The sequence below is a fragment of the Alphaproteobacteria bacterium genome, assembly GCA_030739735.1.
In the GTDB taxonomy this organism is placed as follows: Bacteria; Pseudomonadota; Alphaproteobacteria; order UBA7887; family UBA7887; genus UBA7887.
The window spans coordinates 1-20,839 of record JASLYQ010000014.1; the positions used below are offsets into that span (position 1 = coordinate 1).

Consider the following 20,839-nt stretch of genomic DNA (forward strand, 5'->3'; position numbering starts at 1 on the left):
CAGATCGGATCGATGTTCTTCAGGTCCGCATGCGGCACCACTTTCAGAACTGTCTCCGACCACGCCGATGACGTGCCGATGAGGCAAATCGTTAGGCTGAGCAGAAAATGGCGCATCATGAGTCGAGCCCTGTGGGTCCTAGGTTTGCTAAACGCAGCGCACGTCCGGCGCAAGAACCCACATGTTCACCGTCCTGCCAGGTAAGGCGGCCGTTTACCATAACCATAGCTATGCCCGCCGCCGGTTGGACGGGATCCTCGAAAGTTGCGCGGTCGATGATCTGCTCGGCGTTGAAAAGGACCAGATCGGCATAAGCGCCCTCGCGGACGACGCCGCGTCCGGTAAGGCCGAACTGAGCGGCGGGGAAGCCGCTCATGCGCCGCACGGCCTCTTCTAATGGAAACAGACCCAGGTCGCGGGCGTAATGGCCGAGCACGCGCGGAAATGTACCCCAGAGGCGCGGGTGCGGGTGCGAGTCGTGCGGTAGGCCGTCGGAGCCAATCATCGCGCGGGGGAAGGCAAGCACGCGGCGCACGTCGGCCTCGTCCATGATGAAATAGATGGCCCCAGCCGGATTGAGACGCTCGGCGGTGTCCTCGGCGCTAAGGTTCCAATCCTTGGCGATATCATCGAAATCACGCCCGACCACCTCGGGATGTGGCTTTGACCAGCTGACGATGACGCGGCTCGCATTCATCATGCGACGCGCATCGAGTACGGTGGACCCGGCGACATATGGATACACGTCGAGTGCCAGCGGTTGGCGCTCATGCGCTGCGGCGATGCGCGGCAGGGTCACTCGGGTGCGGCCGTGATTGGCCTGGCCGGCACATTTGTGGTGCGAGATCACAATAGGGACGCCGGCCTCGCGGCCGATGGTGCAGGTCTCGTCGATGGAATCCAATACATGCTCGGTCTCGTCTCGCATATGGGTGCTGTGCATGGCGCCAGCAGGCGCCAGCGTCTTAGCGAGCTCAATCACCTCTCCGGTGGGTGCGGCATTGGCTGGGCGATAGAACAAACCGGTGCTCATGCCCACGGCACCATCATCAAGGGCCTCTTCGAGGCGGGCACGCATGATGGCGATCTCATTTGCGGTGGCTGCGCGGTCGAGCGTGTCCATCGCTCCCATGCGCAAGGTGCTGTGGCCGACTTGGGCAACCACGTTGACCGAGGCCGGATCGGTATCGAGAGCATCAAGATAGTCGCCGAAACGCGCAAAATAATGCTCCGGCCGGTCGCCGATGAGGTTGGCGGGTGCGGGCGGTGGCCCGCTTGGCGAGAGGGGCGCGAGGCTGATCCCGCAATTACCGGTCACGACCGTGGTCACGCCTTGGCTGATTTTGCAATCCATAGTCGGGTTGGAGAGCACGGCCCGATCGTCGTGGGTATGGACGTCGATGAACCCGGGCGTGAGCGTCAGCCCTGCGGCGTCGATCTCACGCCCGCCCGCGTCCTCTGCCACAGTTCCGACTGCCATAATCCGGTCGTCCGCGATCGCGACATCGGCTTGCCGGGCGGCGCTTCCCGTGCCGTCAATCAGTTGCGCGCCGCGGATGACAAGATCGATAGCAGGGGCGTCGTCCATAAAAAGCTCTCCTTGTTGTCAGTCATTGTCCTAACGATCGCGACAGGCCGCCACAAAAAACCTTGAACTCGCCGCCTTTCATGGGGGGCCAGGTTTCGTCGCGGGTCAGGGCGTGTGTTGCGATCATGGTAACGATGTCTCGTGGCGTGGTCTCGACAGCGAAGTCGACGGTCCAGCCAAGCAATGCCTCTCTGTGGTTATTCGGAGCCTGGACCGTGGCCTTCCTCGATCGCCGGGCGAAGCGCCATGGTGGTCGCGAGGCCGTTGAGCCGCTTGACCACGACCTCTCCGAGCAAAGCGCGGTCGGCCGCAGTATGACGTAAGCAGAGACGACCCTCGTCTTTCCGGCGGAGCAACGCAAAGCGGTCGAGGGTGGTGGGATCACCCCCGGAAATCGTTTCGCCAAGGCGAAATGCCAGGCCGAGAATACGTGCCCTTTGCACTTCTTCACCTCGGATCAAGCCATGCAGTTGATCGAGAACTTGTGGCATCTCTTTGCCTGTATAGCGGTGGTAAACGGCAAGTGCCAGAAAGGCACGATCGCGGTGTTCCACCAGCAAGCCGGGATGCGTGAACACTTGGCGAAAGGCATCATTCGCGCGGTGGTCGGGATGGGCGCGCCAGGCAATATCGCTGAGCAAACCGGCTGCCTCGCGGAGCAAGGTACCGTGTTTGCCTTCACCATCGACAAGGTTGGCCGTCCAGCGGTGTAGCGCGGGAGCTAAGCCGGGGAATCGCGAGGCTTGTGCGTTGATATCGCCGCAGGCGGCGAGCAGGCTGTCTTCCGACTGAACCTCAGGCGGCAGATCGGCATAGAGGAGGCCTTCGCGTAGACCGTAGGCGCAAAACTCTACGGAATGGGGCTGTATGTGTCGCAGCAATCTGTTTAGCAGCAACGACGCGTGCGGCAATACACCGCGGCGTCGTGGCGGCACACCGGGTAGGCGGCGCAGAGATTCCGGACTTTGCCTTGCCACCAGATCGGTGAGGCTCAGCATATCGTGGCGGCGCAGGCGGTAACGATGGACGAGCCGCAAGGGGTAATCTGTCTGAGCCATGTGAATGCGGGCGAGGGCACGCCAACTGCCGCCGACGAGATACAGCATTCCATCACGTGCGGTCTTTAGCCAGTCGAGCCCGGCAAAGGCCGCATCGATTTGCGCCTTGGCCTTGATGACCGGCGTCTGCAGGCGCAGGGGACCCAGCGGCAAGGTTGTTCTTTCGGTCGTCTTGCCGGCGGCGATTTGGGCCAATTCTAGGCTGCCACCCCCCAGGTCACCCATGATGCCGTCGACCTTGGGAATGCCCGCAATGACCCCGAGCGCGGACAGCGCGGCCTCCTCGGCACCCGTAAGGATGCGTGCATCAAGACCCGTCCGCCGATACAAATCCCTCACGAAACTCTCGCCGTCGCGGGCGTCGCGCACGGCCGCTGTGGCTACCACGTCCACTTGCTCGACGGCCATGATTTTCAGTAAGGTCGCGAAGCGCTCGAGGTTGGTCAAGGCCAGGGCCGCACCGGCCGGATCGAGTCGGTCGTTGTCATGCAGTGTGCTGCCAAGACCGCTCAACACCTTCTCGTTGAAAACAGCGACAGGAACCCGTGCCGGTCCGCCAAAGACAACCAGACGGATGGAGTTGGAGCCGATGTCGACCACCGCGCGACGCACGCCGGCGTATCCTTCCATGGTCGGGGGTTCAGTCCTGTGGCCCGATCCGCAACGGTGCCGGGGCACCGCCATGTTGCAGCGCCTTACCGCGCCCTGACAGGCTGGGATTCGTCATGAAATAAGTATGGGCCGAGAATGGGTCGGCGCTTGCAGGCACCTTACGATAGACCCCATCTGAGCCGAGGACCGAGCTCTGCGCCTCGTCCTTTAGATTTGCCAGCATGACCTGGTTGAGCACCTGCCGATGCACGGTCGCGTTGGTGATCGGAACCAAGACCTCACAACGGCGGTCGAAATTTCGCGGCATCCAATCGGCTGACGATATGAATAGCTTGGCGTTCGGCGACGGCAGTGGCTCACCATTGCCGAAACAGATGATGCGCGCGTGCTCGAGAAAGCGACCGACAATGCTTTTTACGCGAATGGTCTCGCTCATGCCCGTCACACCAGGGCGCAGACAGCAGACACCACGCACGATCAGATCGATCTCCACGCCGGCCATGCTGGCTTCGTAGAGCTTGTCGATAATTATGCTGTCGACCAGAGAATTCATCTTGGCCCAGATCATCGCGGGGCGTCCGGCTTTGGCGTTTGTGATCTCCTTATCGATATGCTCGATCAATGTCGTTCGCAGGGTCATCGGCGCGACGTCGACGCGGGAGAATTGTTCCGGCACCGCATAGCCGGTTGTAAAGTTGAAGATCCTCGCGGCATCGCGTGCCAACTCCTCGTCGCAGGTGAAGAACGAGAGATCCTCGTAAATGCGGGCGGTTACGGGATGATAATTGCCGGTGCCGAAATGCACGTAGGAGCGCAGCATTTGCCCTTCACGGCGCACCACATTGGAGATCTTGGCATGGGTCTTCATGTTCATGAAGCCGTAGACCACGTGCACGCCCGCACGCTCAAGGCTTCGCGAAAGCTTGAGATTGCTCTCTTCGTCAAAGCGCGCCTTGAGCTCGACAAGGGCGGTCACGGTCTTGCCAGATTCGGCCGCGGCGATCAACGCCTTCACAATCGGTGACTCGGCGCTGGTGCGATACAAGATTTGTTTGATGGCGATGACGTTTGGATCTGTTGCGGCTTGCTGCAAAAACTGCACGACCACGTCGAAGCTCTCATAGGGGTGATGGACGATGAAGTCCTTGGCGCGTATCGCAGCGAAGCAATCGTTATCGTACTCTCTAACCCGTTCCGGAAAGCGTGGTGTGTAGGGCTGAAAATACAGGTTGGGACGGTCGCAATCCACAAGTTCGGCAGTTTGTGCCATGCCAAGGATACCGTCCACGACGGTGATATCGCTGACTTCCGCGTGAAGCTCGTTGATTACCATCTGGCGTAGCTCGGCAGGCATGTCGGCGCCAATCTTGAGCCGGACGATGCCGCCCCGCCGCCGTTGCCGTAGCGCCGTCTCGAACAGGAGCACCAGGTCCTCTGCCTCTTCTTCATATTCGATATCGCTGTCGCGAATCAGGCGGAAGCAGCCACGCCCTGTCACCCGGTAGCCGGGGAACAGTTGGTCGATGAAGAGCTCAACCAAAGATTCGAGTGGCAAATAGCGGATATTATGACCAGGTAACCGAACAAAGCGCCGCGTCTGTTCAGGTAATGGGACAAGCGCGCGCAAGGTGCGGCCGTCGTCGTCGTTCACAAGTTGCATGGCGAGCGCGAAGCCGCGATTGGCTATGAAGGGAAAGGGATGTGCCGGATCGATCGCCAGTGGCGTCAGCACGGGAAAGACCTGCTCGAGAAAGTAATCGCGCAGCCAGTCGACATCGACGTCGGTAAGGTCATTGGGCCCAACGACCGCGACGCCTGCGGTCTTTAGCTCGATCAGCAATTCCCTCCAGCTGTCCAGTTGTGCCGCCATTAGACGGTTGGCGTTCGCCATGACTTCTTCTAATTGCTGGACAGGCGTACGGCCGTCGAGGCTGCGGTGGGTCAGGCCGTTGCGCACCTGGCCCTTGAGGCCGGCGACCCGCACCATGAAAAATTCGTCAAGGTTGCTCGCCGAAATGGACAGAAAGCGCAGCCGCTCCAACAGCGGGTGGGCCGTGTTCTCAGCCTCGGCCAACACACGCCAATTGAACGCCAGCCAAGACAATTCGCGATTGAAGTACCGCTCCCGCGGTGCCGATGGTGCCGCGGCTGTCGCTTTGGACGCCGCCGGCGTGTCAGCAGTCTTTTGCCGTGCCATCGAACTTCTCCTTAGAACGTAGCGCGATGGTTGCCGCCATCCATGAGGAAATGCTGGCCGGTGACGAAACCTGCTTGCGCTGAGCAAAGGAAGGCGCAGGCATCGCCGAACTCGGCTGGATCGCCGAAGCGTCCTGCTGGATTGAGGTCGGCCATGGCAGCTGCCATGGCCTCCTCAGTCTTGCCTGCCTGCTTGGCTCGAAAAGTGATATTGCCGCGCAAGCGATCTGTATCGAAGGGGCCCGGCAGCAAGCAGTTTATGGTCACGTTATGGCGCACGGTCTGCCGTGCGATGCCGGCCAGAAAGCCGGCAAGGCCGGTGCGCGCACCATTAGAGATGCCGAGTTCTGGAATAGGGGTTTTGGTGGAACTTGAGGTGATGTTGACGATGCGCCCGAAGCCGCGCTGGATCATCGGATCGACGGTTGCCTTGATGAGTTCTATGGGGGTGAGCATGTTGGCGGTCAGACCATCGATCCAGTCCTCGCGGCTCCACTTACGAAAATCACCTGGTGGTGGCCCGCCCGCATTGTTAATCAGAATGTCGGGCTCGGGGCAGGCGGTGAGCAGGGCCTGCCGGCCCTCTTCGGTGGTCACGTCGGCGGCAACTGCCGTCACCTCGCTGCCGCTCATCTCGCGAATGGCTACCGCGGCGGCGTCGAGGACCGTCTGGTCGCGCCCGTTGATTGTCACTGCGACACCCTCGCCGGCAAGTGACGTCGCGCAGGCCCGCCCGAGGCCGCGGCTCGATGCACACACAATAGCCTTACGGCCGGCAATTCCCAGATCCATCCGTTGTCTCCTGTGACGCCGATTATGCGTCTTTATCTTTGCAGTACGTCCCGCGCCAGCGGGATGGTGACGCGTCTGTGTCCCGCGAGTGCGGCCTGGTCAAGTGCCTGAACCAGTTCGCGAGCGGCAGCGAAAGAGCGCTCGATGCGCGCCATCAGATAGTCGATTACTTCCTCTCCCACAGCAAGCTGGCGGTCGCTGAATTGCTTGATGAGCACGGCCGCCAATAGGCGGTCGTCGGGCGCTTGCAGGCTGATCGCGGGCAATGCGCTAAGACGGGAAGCCAAATCGGCGAGAGCGATCGGCCAGCGTGCCGGCGGCTCGCGTGCCGCTAATAGCAGACCGCCGCCGCGCTCGGCAACGGTGTTGTAGAGATGAAACATAGTCGTCTCATCCGCCGCCTCGTCGGCGCTGCCGCAATCCACGGCTGCGGCGCTGGAGGAACCGAGCAATTCTGTTGGGTCGAGGCCGCGACAGAGCTCCGCAATGTTTACCATCGCGGCGCGGCTTCGGCTGCGCCATACGTTCAGCAAATGGCTCTTACCGCAGCCCGCCGGGCCATGAATGGTAAGGCCGGGCGCGTTCCAATCGGGCCAGCGATCTATCCAGCCAACAGCCTCGGTGTTGCTTGGCGCCACCAGGAAGTCGTCGGCGCCGAGCGCCGGACGGTGATCCAAATTAAGAGGAAGCTGTACTGCTGTCTCAGCGCTCATGGTGGATCGTCGCTGTCGTAGGCGGGGCTTTCCAGGTAATGTGAGAGGGCAAAACGCACCAATACGCCGATCACCGCCGCAATCGGGACGGCCAGCAAAACGCCGACAAAGCCAAAAAGAGAGCCGCCGGCAAGCAGCGCGAACATAACCCAGACGGCATGCAGACCCACCCTGTCGCCTACGAGCTTGGGCGTAAGGATATTGCCCTCGATCATCTGGCCAATGACGAAGACTGCGATCACCGCAACGAGCTCTCCAGTGGCGCCGAATTGCAAGTAGCCGAAGGTCAGGCTGAGCAGTAGCCCGACGATAGCTCCGATGAAGGGGATTATCGAGATCACGCCGACGATGAGCCCCACCACCAGGCCGTAATTGAGCCCAATGATCTCGAGCGCGATCGCATAGCTCGTGCCCAGCACGACGCAGACGATGGCTTGGCCGCGCACAAAGGCGGACAACGTGCGATCAATCTTCTGCAGCTGCTGGCGCACCACATCGGCGTGGCGATGCGGCAGATAGCCGTCGACCTTGGCAACAATCAGATCCCAATCACGCAGCAGATACCAAGTGACCACGGGAGTGATGATTAGCAGGCCGGCCAAGTTGAGCAAGGCTAGGCCAGACAGGAAGAGCTTCCCCAAGGCTTCGAACGACCAGGAGGCGAGCTTGCCGGCGACGTCGCGCAGGGCGATGCGGACGTCCTCCATCTGCTGCTCGTCGATCTGAGAGGAAGCGGCCTCGACCAAGCTGGTAATGCGCTCTGTCAGCGACAATACCATCCCCGGCAGCTCCTTCAGTAGGCTGGTGATCTGCGTCTGCAGCAACGGCGCGACCAGGAGCACCAGGACCGTGAGCAGCAAGAAAAAGAGCACCGTAACTGCGGTGGCAGCCGAGGGCCGCGAGAGCTTGCGCGCTTCCAGCCGGTCGATCACTGGATCGAGAAAATAGGCGATCGCGAGGCCGACGATAAACGGTAACAGAATGTCGCGCAGCAAAACGAGCAGCAGCACTAGGACCAGAAATGCTGCCAGCCAATACAGGCCTTGTCGCGCCGGGCTCATGAGCGCTCGCGCCATTCTCTGCTATGCCGGCACCTGGTCACTCGAAGAGCAAGTCCTCTTCCGGATCCGTTTCGCCGTCCGCCGCGGATACGGCAGCTGCGGGGCGGTCCATGGCCGTAGGCACGCTCGCCTGTTCCGGCAAATCCTGGTCCGGCTCAGGCAGTGGTGTGGCCACGTCCTTGGTCTCGATGCGCCAACCGCCGCCGCCATCATCGATCAGCGACAGTCCACGGCTGTCCAAAGCATCGCTCAGCGATCCCAGCGCGCCATAATACCGCAGCGTCAATTGCGCTTCGCTGCGGCTTAGCGACACAATCTGCGTGCCGGCCAGTTGCGACATGCTGTCGAAACGCTGACGAATGCTCAGCCAATTCTCCAGTCCGGTCAGCTTGGTGCTGACATCGAGCGTCGACAGGCTGCTGAAATCGACCAGATTGGCAAGTTTCCAATCGCTCTCCAGTGTCTCGGCCATGGTCAGAGCAGCCTGACGCAGCGTCGCGGCTGTGTTTGGCACCGCCGCGGTGTGCCGGCTGAAGGCAATCGTCGACTCATCACCGACATGATGCAGCGTCGTGGCCGTGTTTGGCACCGCCGCGATGTGCCGGCTGAAGACGATCGTCGACTCATCGCCGACATGACGCGTTGCTGTGACGCCAACGCCACCACCGGATTCCAGGCGGGCCAGGGCGACCAGCGTTTCCCGTGCGCTGTAGCGATCGGCGACAGCGGACAAGGCATTCGCATCGCCATTGCGCGCCTGCTCGGCAGATACGGTAGTCAAATCCTCCAGCTCACCATAGGGGAGTACCAGATTGACCAGATGGTGACGCCAGCCGATGCCGTGCCAAGCGTCACGCCACGGATTGGGTTCCTCCCAAAGCCGTAACGCCCCATCGCTTTCAAGCAGTGGTAGCACGAGGCGTGACGGGCTCTCGGTCTCGGCAAAGGGAATGTGTGCCGAGCGCAGCGCCCGGCGAACGCCGTCCGGGTCGAAATGCACGGTCAGATCGGCAATGTAGCGCTGCGATGAGTGGCGCTCGCGGGCAACTTCGTAACTGCGCACTAAGCGCTCCAGGTCACCCGCTTCGACGGCCGGCAGCTGGGCGTGATCGCTTTCTAGCGTGAGCTTCTTGTAAAGCCGGCTCAGGGCGATACTTTGACCTGTTGCCAGGGCGCGCGCCTGGGCTTGCTGGGCGCTGGAGCCGCTTGCATCGACACTGACGTCGCCCACGGTAAAGGGCCCTGCCATGGCCGAGAGTGATAGCCCGGCGCCGATCGCCACGGTGATTGCAGGGCACAGCGAAAAGCGCCCTGCGCCCATTGCAAAGCACCCATTTACCAGTGATAACACCCAGTGTGTCACCATTTCAGCCTCGGAACAGTTTTGGAACCAACCGCCGGGCATCATAACATGAGCGATACCCCCGACCACCCTTACCGCTACCGTGATGCAGGCGTCGATATTGATGCCGGCGCGGCTCTGGTCGAGCGTATCAAGCCCATGGCGCACGGCACCGCCCGGTGTGGCGGTGACGGGTCCTTGGGCGGTTTCGGCGCGGTGTTCGACCTTGCGGCCTGCGACTTTCGTGACCCGATCCTGTTGGCGGCGACAGATGGTGTCGGCACTAAGCTGCTGGTTGCGAACGCTGTTGGGTGCCACGATACCATCGGCATAGACCTTGTCGCCATGTGCGTGAATGATTTGGTGGTACAGGGTGCTGAGCCATTGTTTTTCCTAGATTATTTTGCTACTTCGGCGCTTGATGTGGAGGCTGCCGCGACCGTGCTGTCGGGCATCGCCGATGGCTGCCGCCAGGCCGGTTGTGCTTTGATCGGCGGCGAGACAGCGGAGCTTCCCGGTCTTTACCGGCCCGGGGACTACGATCTTGCAGGTTTCGCCGTAGGTGCCGTTGAGCGCGACGGCTTGCTGACGGGTGAGCATGTAGCCGTGGGTGATGTGATTCTGGGTATTGCCTCGAGCGGCATCCATTCAAACGGCTATTCGCTGGTCCGACGGGTCGTCGAAGGCGAGGGGATGGATTATTTCGAGCCGGCGCCGTTTGATGCCGGTACCAGCCTGGGCAAGGCCCTGCTCACGCCGACTCGAATCTACGTCAAAAACCTGCTCGCGGCGATTCCCTGTGGCATCAAGGCGCTTGCGCACATCACCGGCGGAGGCTTGCCGGAAAATCTGCCGCGGGTGCTGCCGGATGGCACGGCTGCGGCGATCGAAACGACCTGGGACCTGCCGCCGGTCTTCGCCTGGTTGCACCGCAATGCGGGTGTGCCAGACGACGAAATGCTGCGCACTTTCAACTGCGGCGTCGGCATGGCGGCGGTCGTGGCCGCGGCCGACACCGATGCCGTGACTGAGAGCCTCACGGCAGCTGGTGAGACGGTGTTTTCTATCGGATCTATCCAGCGTGGGGATGGGGGTGTGACGATCGTCGGCGGGGAGTACTGGCGGCGGTGAGTGAGCTATCCCTCGCGATCCTGATATCCGGTCGCGGCAGCAACATGCAGGCGCTGGTCGAGGCCTGCGCCGAGCCTGGCTTTCCTGCGCGTGTCGCGACGGTCATTTCCAACCGTTCGGATGCTGCTGGTCTGGCTACTGCTGCGAGCCACGGCATTGCCACGGCCGTCGTCGATCACAAGGGGTTTGCGGATCGTGAGACATTTGAATTGGCGCTTGACACAGCCATCGACGAGAGCGGCGCGGAACTGGTTTGTCTGGCGGGCTTCATGCGTTTGCTCGGAGCGGATTTTGTCGACCGCCGAGATAACCGGCTGATCAACATCCATCCCTCGTTGCTGCCGGCCTACAAGGGGCTCGATACTCATGAGCGAGTCTTAGCCGACGGTGCGCGCTTTGCCGGCTGCACCGTGCATTTCGTGCGCCCGGCCATGGATGCGGGACCGATCATTGTGCAGGCTGCGGTGCCTGTGCTGGCGGACGATACCGCTGAGAGCCTGGCGGCCCGCGTGCTCGCACAGGAGCACCGCATCTATCCGCTCGCCGTGCGCTGGATCGCCGAGGACCGGGTATCGCTATACGACAACAGGGTCTCCGTTGCCGGCGCCGCTGCGGCGGTCGAGACCCTCATAAATCCGATCTCGTCCTAGGAGAGCGCCATGACGAAAGATATCAACCCGATGCAGATTCAGTCTGCCTTGATCACTATCGTCTTCCAACTCCTGCAAAAGCTGCGCGAGTCCGGCATTTTCGAAGACGGCAAGGAGCTTCGCGCATTTCTGCAGGAGGCAGCAGATGCGAACCGCGCCGAGTACAATCCCGTGAATCAGGGCGCGGCCGATTTCATCGAGAGCTTCATGATGGAGCACCCGATACTCAGGGAGGGTGAGTGAGCGGTGCGCTGGCCGATGCGGAGACATCGTTTAAGCGCCGCGGCGCATCCGTAGAGCCGCCTCAAGCCGCACGCTTTTCGCCGCTCTGGTGGGGTTGCGCGCCGTTCGGCGTGGGGCGCATGACGGTGCGGCCCACTCTTAAGCCGGCGGCGAAAAGCGTGTGGTTAAATGGGTTCGTTGTCAGTGCACGTTGGTATTAGGGAGTAATATCGATCTCGGCGAAGAAGAAACGGATCTCGGTGACCGCGTTTTCCCGGCTGTCAGAGCCATGTACCGAGTTCGCCTCAATGGATTCGGCGAAATCGCGGCGGATGGTGCCTTCGTCTGCGTTGGTGGGGTTGGTTGCGCCCATGATCTCGCGGTTGCGCTCGATAGCATTTTCGCCTTCGAGGATCTGCGCCACCACAGGGCCTGAGCACATGAAATCGCAAAGGTCGCTGAAAAAGGAGCGCTCACTGTGCACAGCATAGAACGCCTCCGCCATCTCGCGGGACAAGCGTATGCGCCGCTGCGCGACGATGCACAATCCCGCTTCCTCGAGTCGGGCGTTGATCTTGCCGGTAAGATTTCGCCGCGTGGCGTCCGGCTTGATGATCGAGAGAGTACGTTCGATCGCCATGTTCATATCCGTCATCGGTGTCGAGAAGGGGCCTTATAGCGATGGTGGCGAGCACCAGCAACCGCGCATCGCAAAAAGGCATCAGGGCGTGCTGCGTATCGAGAAACTAACCTATCGCATCGGCGGGCGGATAATCATCGATGGCGCCAGTCTAACGCTCGCGGCAGGCCATCGCGCAGCCTTGGTGGGGTCTAATGGCGGCGGCAAGACCACCTTGCTGCGTTTGATCACAGGCGAGTTGCACCCGGAATCGGGCGATATCGTCTTGGCGTCGAATACCCGGGTCGGGACGGTTGCGCAAAGAGCGCCCTCAGGTGAGCGCTCGCCGCTGGAGTTCGTTCTGGCCGCCGACAGTGAGCGGCTGGCGTTACTGGAGGAGGCCGAGCGGCTGGAAAGTGATGCATCGCCGGACGGTGGGCGGCTCGCCGCCGTGCACGAGCGCCTGGTTGCGATTGGCGCGCATGCGGCGCCGGCGCGGGCAGCCTCGATCCTACATGGCCTCGGTCTCGACGCCGAAGGTCAAAGCCGCCCGCTCGCGACGCTGTCCGGCGGCTGGCGCATGCGCGTGGCGTTGGCGGCAGTACTTTTCGCGCAACCCGATCTTCTGCTGCTCGACGAGCCGACGAACCACCTTGATCTGGAAGCGAGCTTCTGGTTGGGAGAATTTCTCGCCAAATGGCCACGCATGCTTCTCTTGGCGAGCCACGATCGTAGCCTAATCAACCAGGTTGTGGGCGAGACCATCCACCTCGATGGTGGACGAACTAAGACCTATCGCGGCGGTTTCGACGCCTTTCTCCGGGCCCGCCGCGAAGCGCGCGAGCGCGAGGCGGCGGTACAAGCCAACCTCGCGGCGCGGCGCAAGCATATGCAGGCCTTCGTCGATCGTTTTCGCTACCAAGCCAACAAGGCGCGCCAGGCCCAGAGTCGCCTGAAGGCGCTCGAGCGATTGGGCGAACCGGAGGCGCCGATTGCCGATAACGAGGTGGTATTCACTTTTCCCGAGCCAAGCGAGCTAGCGCCGCCCCTGCTAGCTCTTGACGGGGCCGGTGTGGGTTATGACGGGACGCCGGTGCTTTCACGCCTGGATCTGCGTATCGACATGGACGATCGCATTGCTCTGCTGGGCGCGAACGGCAACGGCAAGACCACACTCATGCGCCTGCTTGCCGGCAGAATGCCTACCATGGAGGGCGAACGTCACCCGTCGCGCAAGCTCAACGTCGGCTATTACGCCCAGGATCAGGAAGAAGTCCTGTTAGCGGAGTGTACAGCCAATCAGCACGTCGCTGAGAGACTGCCGAAGGCGGACGAAACCGCACGCCGTGCCCATCTCGGCCGCTTCGGGCTGTCAGGACCGCTTGCCGATCAGTTGGTAAGCACGCTCTCGGGTGGCGAGCGCGTGCGTCTGGTTCTGGCCCTCGTCTGTTGTGAGGCGCCGCATTTGCTGTTGCTTGACGAGCCCACTAACCACCTTGATATTGATGCCCGCGAGGCGTTGGTCGAAGGTCTCAATGCCTATGCTGGCGCGGTGGTCTTGATCACCCATGACCGCCGCCTCATCGAGCTATGCGCAGAGCGGCTGTGGCTTGTCGCCGATGGCACTTGCCGCGCCTATGATGGCGATCTCGATGACTACGAACAGAGCCTGCTGGAGCGCCGCCGGGGCAAGGGCGAAGGCAAGGCTCGCGCTTCAGTAAACAAGGCCGAGCGCCGTCGCGATGCCGCACGGCGGCGTGACGAGACCGCATCGCTGCGCGGCGCCGTTGTCGAGGCGGAACGAGCCTTGGAGACACTTGCGAAAGAGCGCGACGGCGTCGAGGCTGCGGTTAGTGATCCAATGCTTTACGAAGGGGAGGATGCAGCGGATCGTGTAGCTGTCCTAAGCCGGGAACGGGCGCGGCTGGATCGTGCTATTGCCAAGGCTGAAGTCACTTGGCTGGAGGCCCAGGAGGCGTTGGAGGTGCAGGCGACCAAATGACCGCGTAAAGCTAGAAAGTGCTTTAGAGCGTCGGCCACAGGTGGTGCCAGCATACGCACGTCGAGGCATGGGGTGAATTTCTCCGTCCGCGACAGGACCTCCGTACGGGGATGGCGCGGCATATTGGCTCAACAACAACTTATAATTGTTGGCGGTAGTGGAAATCGGATAGGCAATTTTTCAGTTTTTGGAACAATTTCTAGGAAGAATTCAACTTGACGAATTGTTGTAGTTTTCAATATGATTCCCCGGATTTTGTACCATTTGAGGAACAAAGTGTGAGCCATCCTCGTATTTTTTTAGTCGGGACCTTAGTTGGCTCGCTGTGTTTCGTTCCGACCATACCCTTAATCGTCTGCAGATAGTATAGAGGGTAGCCTTGATATCGATCCTATCTCGGCGAAATTGGATCTCACGGAATCAATTACACTAGCTGCGGCGGACGATATCGAAGGCGCTGCGATCAACGCTGTAGGTGAGACCGCAGAATATCTCTTTGGCAATATCGGCGAAGACGCTCCAGATTGGGCCAAACGGTTCGAATTTGAGTGGCAAACACGTCAGGACAATCGTCCGGAGTGGTCTATTCTGACGGTTCAGCCGATTTGGGAGGCCGACGACCTTCGAGATACCGTGTTTACCCAGCTGAGTTATCGTCGCTACGAAATGTTTTCCTTGGACCGCGATGTTGTGAACGCGGGTCTTGGTTATCGCCGTTTGTTCCTCGAGGACACCGTGCTTGTTGGTGTCAATGGCTTTTTTTGATTACGAAGTCGACTATCACCATCAGCGCTCAAGCCTTGGCGCAGAGGTAAAATGGTATGGTCTTGACTTGGACGCAAACAAGTACTGGGGACTTAGTAGTGCTCACACAAGAGGTGTGAGCGGCGAAAGCGTCACTGAAGAGCCTCTCGACGGCCATGATATCCGACTGGCTGCCCAGGTCCCTTAATCTTCCATGGGCCAAAGTACGCGCGGCTCGCTACTGGTGGGATACTATCAACGCCTCTGAAGACATCAAAGGATGGTCGCTCAGTGGCAAAATCGATCTAATGCAAAACCTGCAACTTGAGGCCGGAGTCAAGTCGGATAATTTTATTCCTGGCGATGAGCGAGAGGCCTTCGTTGCTGTTCGTTTCTCTCTGGCCTTTGGTAAACCAGTTGCAATGAGTGTCAGCCCAATCTCAGATAGCCCGTGGCTAATGAGGGATATGACAGAACGCCGGCTAGATAAGGTGCAGCGTCAGAATAAGATCATTGTGGAACGCCGTAGCAGTGGTGTTGTCATTTCGAGGGGTAGCTAATCCGTATGTTTCGATATTTAACGGTTCTCGCGGTATCCGGTATCGCTCTTTATGCGCCCTCATCTCTTGCTGCGATCCCGGGAGCTGCTCGTGCTGCGTCTGAGTATCAGGTTACGGTCAAGCGAGTAGACCTCTGTACCGACTCCGCATGCAGTACTTTTGTGACAATTGGAAGCGGCAACAAAGTTTTCGATATCGCATCGGTTGCCGCTGGGGCAGCAGTCGGATCATATGCGGACGTTGGGGGTTTGGCGGCTGGGATTACCTATACTCATGTTAGGGCCTATGTCGACGAGACCATCACAATGACCGGCGGTGGAGTGAGCGACGACGCAGATGTAACCTGCTATACAGATGCCACTCCGACACAAGATGGTGACGCAAACACGGCGGAGATTAGCGACAATACGACGGCAAGCGGGGTTAGTGAGGATTACATTGTTCCCTCGGATGCAGGCAGTTTCACGGGCCTAGTGGACAGTGACTGGGAAGATCTCAACATTACTGTTCGAGATACCGATGCTGACACTGTCGGGGATGCTATCATCACCTACCCTTTGACAGCATCTTACACTACGATTGACCAAGAACCACTTATTGAGATCCAATTTGACACCAGCACTGCTGTTGGCGTACTCGATACCGATCCTACAGCTGGCGATGGGAACTGTTCGATTTTTCCGCGTCCCCCGACAGTAACCATAACAATAAGAGACCCTTGAGCCGACCACTGCTGCTTTTGGTCAATAGCTGGCTTATGGTCTTTGTGTGTCGCGTTTTGCTCTATTGGCGACACAGCAGAAGAGCAATGATTGTAAGTTTCACCATCGTGAAAGAGGTGCGTGGAACACGGCCGTGATTTTTCCGCCGTCCGGCGTTGAAAATGTCAGTTTCGTGTTGGGGCTGGCGGTTTTTCGTTCCTAATTGCGCAAGCGGAAGCGTTGTAGTTTTCCGGTCTCGGTGCGGGGTAAGTCGGCAACAAAGGTGATCGCGCGTGGATATTTATATGGCGCGATCTGTTGCTTCACGAAGTCTTGAAGTCTCTTAACCGTAGCTTCGTCGTCCGTCACTCCCTCGCGCAACACCACGAACGCTGAGACAATCTGCCCGCGCTTCAGATCTGGCTGGCCAACTACGCCGCACTCGCTGACATCCTCGTGGTCGAGTAGGGCGGCCTCCACCTCGGGGCCGGAAATATTGTATCCGGCCGAGACGATCAGGTCGTCAGCACGCGAAACGTACCAGTAATAGCCATCCGCGTCCCGTCGATAGAGATCGCCGGTGAGATTCCAGCCATCCTCGACATAGGTCGCCTGCCGCTCTTCGTCAGCTAGGTATTTGCAGCCGGTGGGACCCCGCACTCCGAGGCGGCCGACTTCATCGTCAGCGGCTTCACTGCCATCGTTGGTGAGCACGCGGGCCTGGTAGCCGGAGATGGCCTTGCCCGTTGCTCCGGGTCGGATGGCGTCGCCTGGGCCTGATACGAAGATGTGCAGCATCTCGGTGGAGCCGATGCCGTCGAGAATCTTGAGGTCCGTAGCATCTCGCCAGGCCTGCCAGGTCGGCAGCGGCAGGGTCTCACCGGCTGACACACAACGCTCGAGGCTGGAGATATCATACTTCTCAACCAACCCGAGTAAGGCGCGATAGGCGGTTGGCGCGGTATAGAGGGCGGTGCAGTGGTGGCGTTGGATGGCATCGAGCATCGCATCGGGGGTCGGCTTGTCGAGCAAGGCCGTGGCCGCGCCCACGCGTAACGGAAAGCAGAGCAAAGCGCCGATGCCGAAAGCGAAGGCTAGTGGCGGTGAGCCGGTCACCACATCGTCAGAGCGGGCGCCGAAAACATGCGGTGGAAAACAATCGCATATCGCCAATATGTCGCGATGGAAATGCATGCAACCTTTCGGCTGGCCTGTGGTACCTGACGTGAAGCCAATCAGCGCTACATCGTCCGCGGCGGTATCGGCGGCGGCGAAGCCCGGCGCTTTTGTTGCCACCAGTTTGTCGAAATCGGCATCACCGTCGCCCGTCGCGCTAATCATGGCGAGGCGCTCAAGGCCCCCGACCTGGTTGAGTTCTTCGGCCAGGGTGACGTCGCAGAGTGCGTGGCGGATCTGCGCCTTTTCGTTGATGTAGGTGAGCTCGCGCGCCCGTAGCATCGGCATCGTGGCGACGCAAACGCCGCCGGCCTTGATGACGCCTAGCCAACAGGCCGCCGCCATCGGCGTGTTGGGTGCCCGTAACAGCACGCGATTGCCCGTCACTAGCCCCATGTCCTCGACCAAGGCCTTGGCGATGCGGTCGACGAGCGATGACAGCGCAACGTAAGTCCACGAGCGGTTGCCAAACAGGATGGCAATTCTCTCACCATCGCCGGCCGCGATGCGCGCGTCTAGCAATGCCGCTGCGGCATTGAAGCGGTCGGGATAGGCAGCGAGCGCTGGCAGTGCGGTGTAGTCGCAGGGTGCCAATAAATGTGCGGGCGGCAGATTGTCGCGCGTAAAGTTGTCGAGGTGGCCGCTCGGTCCTCCGGGCGGTTGGGATTCGTGCCTGGGCATTCTGTTGGTCTCCTTATGTCGCGCCTACATCGCTTCGCCGCCGGCAGCGGCGATTCCCTGGCCGATGAGGGCGGCGGAATTCGGGTGGTAAAGCCAGGTTTCGGTATTAGCCACTTCGCGCGGCTCGATCAGGCGGCCTTGCATATTTTGTGCGGTAAGCTCGGTGAGCGCAGCGAAATCCGCCACCCAATACTGTTTCTCGATGCGAAATGCATGTCCGCCGAGTGCCGCCTCGTCGCCATCCTTGGCGTCGCTCTTGCTCAGGGTTATCGGTGTGGAGTTGCCCATCATGATGGCTCCCGATCCTGCCCAAGGATTACCTGGCGGGGCGTTCACCACAAGGTCAGCCTGTCACGACGTTTTGCGGTTGCCCCTCGAGAAAGGCGATGACGTTGTCGACCGCGCCCTCGTTCAGAAGTTCCGTGGCTTCGGCCGTCCAATCGGCAGCGTGCGGCGTCAGCACCACCTGATCGCAGCTGAGGATCGGGGCATCGCCCGGCAAGGGCTCCTCGGGAAAGACATCGAGCCCCACCCCATTTAAGCGTCCCGCGGTTAGCGCCGCATGCAGGGCATCCATGTCCACTACATCGCCGCGGGCGCCGTTTAAAAGAATCGCCTCGTCCTTCATCTTTGCCAACGCCGCGGCATCGATGAGATGATGGCTGTCGTCGGTGAGCTTAACGTGCAGGCTGATCACATCGGCGGTTGCCAGCAACTCGTCGAACCTCACATAGGTGACACCGAGCGCGGCGCTACGCTCTGCCGAGGGATGATAGCTCCATGCAATGACCCGCATGCCCAGCGCACTGGCGAGCCGCGCCATTTCTGCGCCGACCGCACCCGTGCCGATGACGCCGAGCGTCTTGCCCTGCAAACCGACATTGAGCCTGCGGGTCCAGCGCCCGGCCTTGAGTTCGGCGGTTTGAAACGCGGCGCGCTTGGCGACAGCGAACATCAGGCCGAACATGTGCTCAGCTACGGCTGGTGCCGTGCGGCCAGGCTGATTGGAGACGACCACGCCATGCTCCGTCGCGGCATCGAGATCGATCATGTCGGTGCCGATGGAGCAGGTGGTGATCATGCGCAGCTTTGGCAGCTTCTCAAGCTCCATCCGGCGCCAGGTAACGGCGCTGCGGGAGTTGATGATGACCTCGGCGTCCTGCGCGCGTGCCAGTTTTTCCTCGTGGCTGTTGGGCCGGTTCTCGTAAAGGGTCAACTCGCCGAGCGGTGCCAAGCGGTTGAGCGCGGCTGAGCCCACGATCTGCACAGGATCGTCTCCTGGTACGAGGATGGAGACACGGTTCGGCAATGGCAGGGTTCCTTTCGGCTGCGCTTCGCTCGTTCGCGATACCATAGCGCATGGCCCTGCGCGCGTCGCGACTGGCAAAGCCGGCTCTCGGGTGATATTCGATAGGTGGCGGCAGTAAGCGGTGGGGTGCAGAAAACGATGGACGCGATTATCCGAGAGCTGGAGGAGCGCCGCGAGGCGGCACGGGTCGGGGGTGGTGAGCGTCGCATTGCCTCCCAGCATGATAAAGGCAAGCTGACAGCGCGTGAGCGCCTGGAGTTGTTGCTGGATCCGGGCTCGTTTGAGGAGTTCGACATGTTCGTCGAGCACCGCTGCGCCGATTTTGACATGGATAAGCAGCGCGTGCCTGGCGACGGTGTCGTTACCGGCCACGGCACCATAAATGGCCGCAAGCTGTTCGTCTTCAGCCAGGATTTCACGGTCTTCGGTGGCTCCCTGAGTGAGGCGCATGCGGAAAAAATCTGCAAGGTCATGGATCTGGCTATGAAGGTTGGCGCGCCGATGGTCGGTCTCAACGATTCTGGCGGCGCGCGCATCCAGGAAGGTGTGGCCTCTCTGGGCGGCTACGCCGAGGTCTTTCAGCGCAACGTGCTTGCTTCCGGCGTGGTGCCGCAGCTCAGCCTAGTCATGGGACCGTGCGCGGGCGGCGCGGTTTATTCGCCAGCCATGACCGACTTCATCTTCATGGTGAAGGACTCATCTTATTTGTTTGTTACGGGACCCGACGTGGTGAAGACTGTAACCCACGAGACGGTCAGTGCGGAAGAACTCGGTGGCGCGGTAAGTCACACCACCAAGTCGGGCGTGGCGGATATCGCTTTCGAGAACGATGTCGAAGCGCTGGCGACCATGCGGCGCTTTTTTGACTTCCTGCCCCTCAACAATCGCGAGCCGGTGCCGGTACTGCCGACGACCGACGCCACGGATCGCGCCGAGCCATCCCTCAACACGCTTATCCCAGCCGATTCGCAAAAGCCTTATGATATGCACGAGCTGATCGAGAAGGTGGTTGACGAGGGCGACTTCTTCGAGTTGCAGCCGGCCTATGCCGCCAACATCATTATTGGCTTCGCGCGTATCGACGGGCATACGGTCGGTATGGTTGCCAATCAGCCGATGGTATTGGCAGGTTGCCTCGACATCAATTCGTCGCGCAAGGCCGGACGTTTTGTGCGCTTTTGCGATTGCTTTAACATTCCCATCGTAACCTTTGTCGACGTGCCGGGCTTTCTGCCGGGCACCGACCAGGAACATGGCGGTATCATCAGCCACGGCGCCAAGCTGCTCTTCGCCTATGCCGAGGCGACTGTGCCAAAGGTCACGGTAATCACGCGCAAGGCTTATGGCGGCGCCTATGACGTGATGAGCTCTAAGCATTTGCGCGGCGACGTTAACTATGCTTGGCCGGCAGCGGAGATCGCGGTCATGGGGCCGAAAGGCGCGGTCGAAATCATCTTCCGAGGCTCGCTCGACGATCCGGCCGAGGTGGAGCGCCGCACCGAGGAATACCGCGAAAAGTTTGCCAATCCCTTTATTGCCGCCAGCCGCGGCTATATCGACGACGTGATCTTGCCGCAAAACACGCGCTGCCGCTTGGCTGGAGCTCTGGCGCTGCTGCGCTCCAAGCAGCTCGAGAATCCCTGGAAAAAGCACGACAACATCCCGCTCTAGGCAGAGCTAAC

Annotated in this window: 20 protein-coding genes; 8 read left to right on the forward strand and 12 right to left on the reverse strand. The window is 60.5% G+C overall.

All coding sequences use genetic code 11. The features are described from left to right. Window positions 1-115 precede the first annotated feature (115 nt). From QF629_08170 to QF629_08205, 8 genes are read right to left on the reverse strand one after another with little or no spacing between them, the layout of a single operon-like run. Window positions 116-1,588 (reverse strand): D-aminoacylase, encoded by a 1,473-nt coding sequence (locus QF629_08170; GenBank protein MDP6013502.1) that lies wholly within the window; start codon window positions 1,586-1,588, stop codon window positions 116-118. A gap of 22 nt (window positions 1,589-1,610) precedes the next feature. Then, on the reverse strand, window positions 1,611-1,772 hold the full coding sequence (locus QF629_08175; protein ID MDP6013503.1) for a class II glutamine amidotransferase: 162 nt from the start codon (window positions 1,770-1,772) through the stop codon (window positions 1,611-1,613). A gap of 13 nt (window positions 1,773-1,785) precedes the next feature. Next, entirely contained in the window at window positions 1,786-3,276 is a 1,491-nt protein-coding gene (locus QF629_08180) for a Ppx/GppA family phosphatase (protein ID MDP6013504.1), read from the reverse strand. A 10-nt stretch (window positions 3,277-3,286) separates the two neighbouring features. Beyond that, window positions 3,287-5,455, reverse strand: a complete 2,169-nt coding sequence (locus QF629_08185; protein MDP6013505.1) for an RNA degradosome polyphosphate kinase — start codon at window positions 5,453-5,455, stop codon at window positions 3,287-3,289. 11 nt (window positions 5,456-5,466) lie between these two features. Next, a complete protein-coding gene (locus QF629_08190) occupies window positions 5,467-6,246 on the reverse strand; it encodes an SDR family oxidoreductase (protein ID MDP6013506.1) in 780 nt (259 codons plus the stop codon). Window positions 6,247-6,278: 32 nt separating this feature from the next. Then, the gene (locus QF629_08195; GenBank protein ID MDP6013507.1) at window positions 6,279-6,959 is read right to left on the reverse strand and encodes a DnaA/Hda family protein; all 681 of its coding nucleotides are present in this window, start codon (window positions 6,957-6,959) and stop codon (window positions 6,279-6,281) included. Next, the gene (locus QF629_08200; GenBank protein ID MDP6013508.1) at window positions 6,956-8,020 is read right to left on the reverse strand and encodes an AI-2E family transporter; all 1,065 of its coding nucleotides are present in this window, start codon (window positions 8,018-8,020) and stop codon (window positions 6,956-6,958) included. Before QF629_08200 ends, QF629_08195 begins: the two co-directional genes overlap by 4 nt. Window positions 8,021-8,057: 37 nt before the next feature. Continuing rightward, window positions 8,058-9,341 (reverse strand): DUF2066 domain-containing protein, encoded by a 1,284-nt coding sequence (locus QF629_08205; protein MDP6013509.1) that lies wholly within the window; start codon window positions 9,339-9,341, stop codon window positions 8,058-8,060. Window positions 9,342-9,431: 90 nt separating this feature from the next. Between QF629_08205 and purM the strand changes: the two genes are divergently transcribed. From purM to QF629_08220, 3 genes are read left to right on the forward strand one after another with little or no spacing between them, the layout of a single operon-like run. Beyond that, window positions 9,432-10,493 (forward strand): phosphoribosylformylglycinamidine cyclo-ligase, encoded by a 1,062-nt coding sequence (gene purM, locus QF629_08210; protein MDP6013510.1) that lies wholly within the window; start codon window positions 9,432-9,434, stop codon window positions 10,491-10,493. Further along, window positions 10,490-11,143, forward strand: coding sequence for a phosphoribosylglycinamide formyltransferase (gene purN, locus QF629_08215; GenBank protein MDP6013511.1), 654 nt, complete (start codon window positions 10,490-10,492; stop codon window positions 11,141-11,143). The genes purM and purN overlap by 4 nt, the downstream gene beginning before the upstream one ends. Window positions 11,144-11,152: 9 nt before the next feature. Continuing rightward, a complete protein-coding gene (locus QF629_08220) occupies window positions 11,153-11,386 on the forward strand; it encodes a hypothetical protein (protein ID MDP6013512.1) in 234 nt (77 codons plus the stop codon). A gap of 196 nt (window positions 11,387-11,582) precedes the next feature. On the opposite strand, the gene ndk is transcribed toward QF629_08220, so the two are convergent. After that, the gene (gene ndk / locus QF629_08225) at window positions 11,583-12,005 is read right to left on the reverse strand and encodes a nucleoside-diphosphate kinase (protein MDP6013513.1); all 423 of its coding nucleotides are present in this window, start codon (window positions 12,003-12,005) and stop codon (window positions 11,583-11,585) included. Here ndk and QF629_08230 point away from each other — a divergent pair. The 4 genes from QF629_08230 to QF629_08245 all read left to right on the forward strand — a co-directional run bounded on the left by QF629_08230 (window position 11,977) and on the right by QF629_08245 (window position 16,012). After that, window positions 11,977-13,986 (forward strand): ABC-F family ATP-binding cassette domain-containing protein, encoded by a 2,010-nt coding sequence (locus QF629_08230; protein MDP6013514.1) that lies wholly within the window; start codon window positions 11,977-11,979, stop codon window positions 13,984-13,986. The two genes, ndk and QF629_08230, sit on opposite strands and share 29 nt — an antisense overlap. Before the next feature lie 405 nt (window positions 13,987-14,391). Beyond that, the gene (locus QF629_08235; GenBank protein MDP6013515.1) at window positions 14,392-14,751 is read left to right on the forward strand and encodes an inverse autotransporter beta domain-containing protein; all 360 of its coding nucleotides are present in this window, start codon (window positions 14,392-14,394) and stop codon (window positions 14,749-14,751) included. 155 nt (window positions 14,752-14,906) lie between these two features. After that, the gene (locus tag QF629_08240; GenBank protein ID MDP6013516.1) at window positions 14,907-15,290 is read left to right on the forward strand and encodes a hypothetical protein; all 384 of its coding nucleotides are present in this window, start codon (window positions 14,907-14,909) and stop codon (window positions 15,288-15,290) included. A gap of 161 nt (window positions 15,291-15,451) precedes the next feature. Beyond that, the gene (locus QF629_08245; GenBank protein MDP6013517.1) at window positions 15,452-16,012 is read left to right on the forward strand and encodes a hypothetical protein; all 561 of its coding nucleotides are present in this window, start codon (window positions 15,452-15,454) and stop codon (window positions 16,010-16,012) included. Between the two features lie 198 nt (window positions 16,013-16,210). Here QF629_08245 and QF629_08250 read toward each other — a convergent pair whose 3' ends face one another. From QF629_08250 to QF629_08260, 3 genes are read right to left on the reverse strand one after another with little or no spacing between them, the layout of a single operon-like run. Beyond that, window positions 16,211-17,848: a benzoate-CoA ligase family protein gene (locus tag QF629_08250; protein ID MDP6013518.1), complete on the reverse strand. Its 1,638-nt coding sequence runs from the start codon at window positions 17,846-17,848 to the stop codon at window positions 16,211-16,213. A gap of 24 nt (window positions 17,849-17,872) precedes the next feature. Continuing rightward, window positions 17,873-18,139 (reverse strand): hypothetical protein, encoded by a 267-nt coding sequence (locus tag QF629_08255; protein MDP6013519.1) that lies wholly within the window; start codon window positions 18,137-18,139, stop codon window positions 17,873-17,875. Between the two features lie 52 nt (window positions 18,140-18,191). Then, window positions 18,192-19,202 (reverse strand): NAD(P)-dependent oxidoreductase, encoded by a 1,011-nt coding sequence (locus QF629_08260; protein MDP6013520.1) that lies wholly within the window; start codon window positions 19,200-19,202, stop codon window positions 18,192-18,194. 93 nt (window positions 19,203-19,295) lie between these two features. On the opposite strand from QF629_08260, the gene QF629_08265 reads away from it, so the two are divergent. Next, complete coding sequence (locus tag QF629_08265) at window positions 19,296-20,828, forward strand: acyl-CoA carboxylase subunit beta (GenBank protein ID MDP6013521.1); 1,533 nt, start codon at window positions 19,296-19,298, stop codon at window positions 20,826-20,828. The last annotated feature ends 11 nt before the right edge of the window (window positions 20,829-20,839 follow it).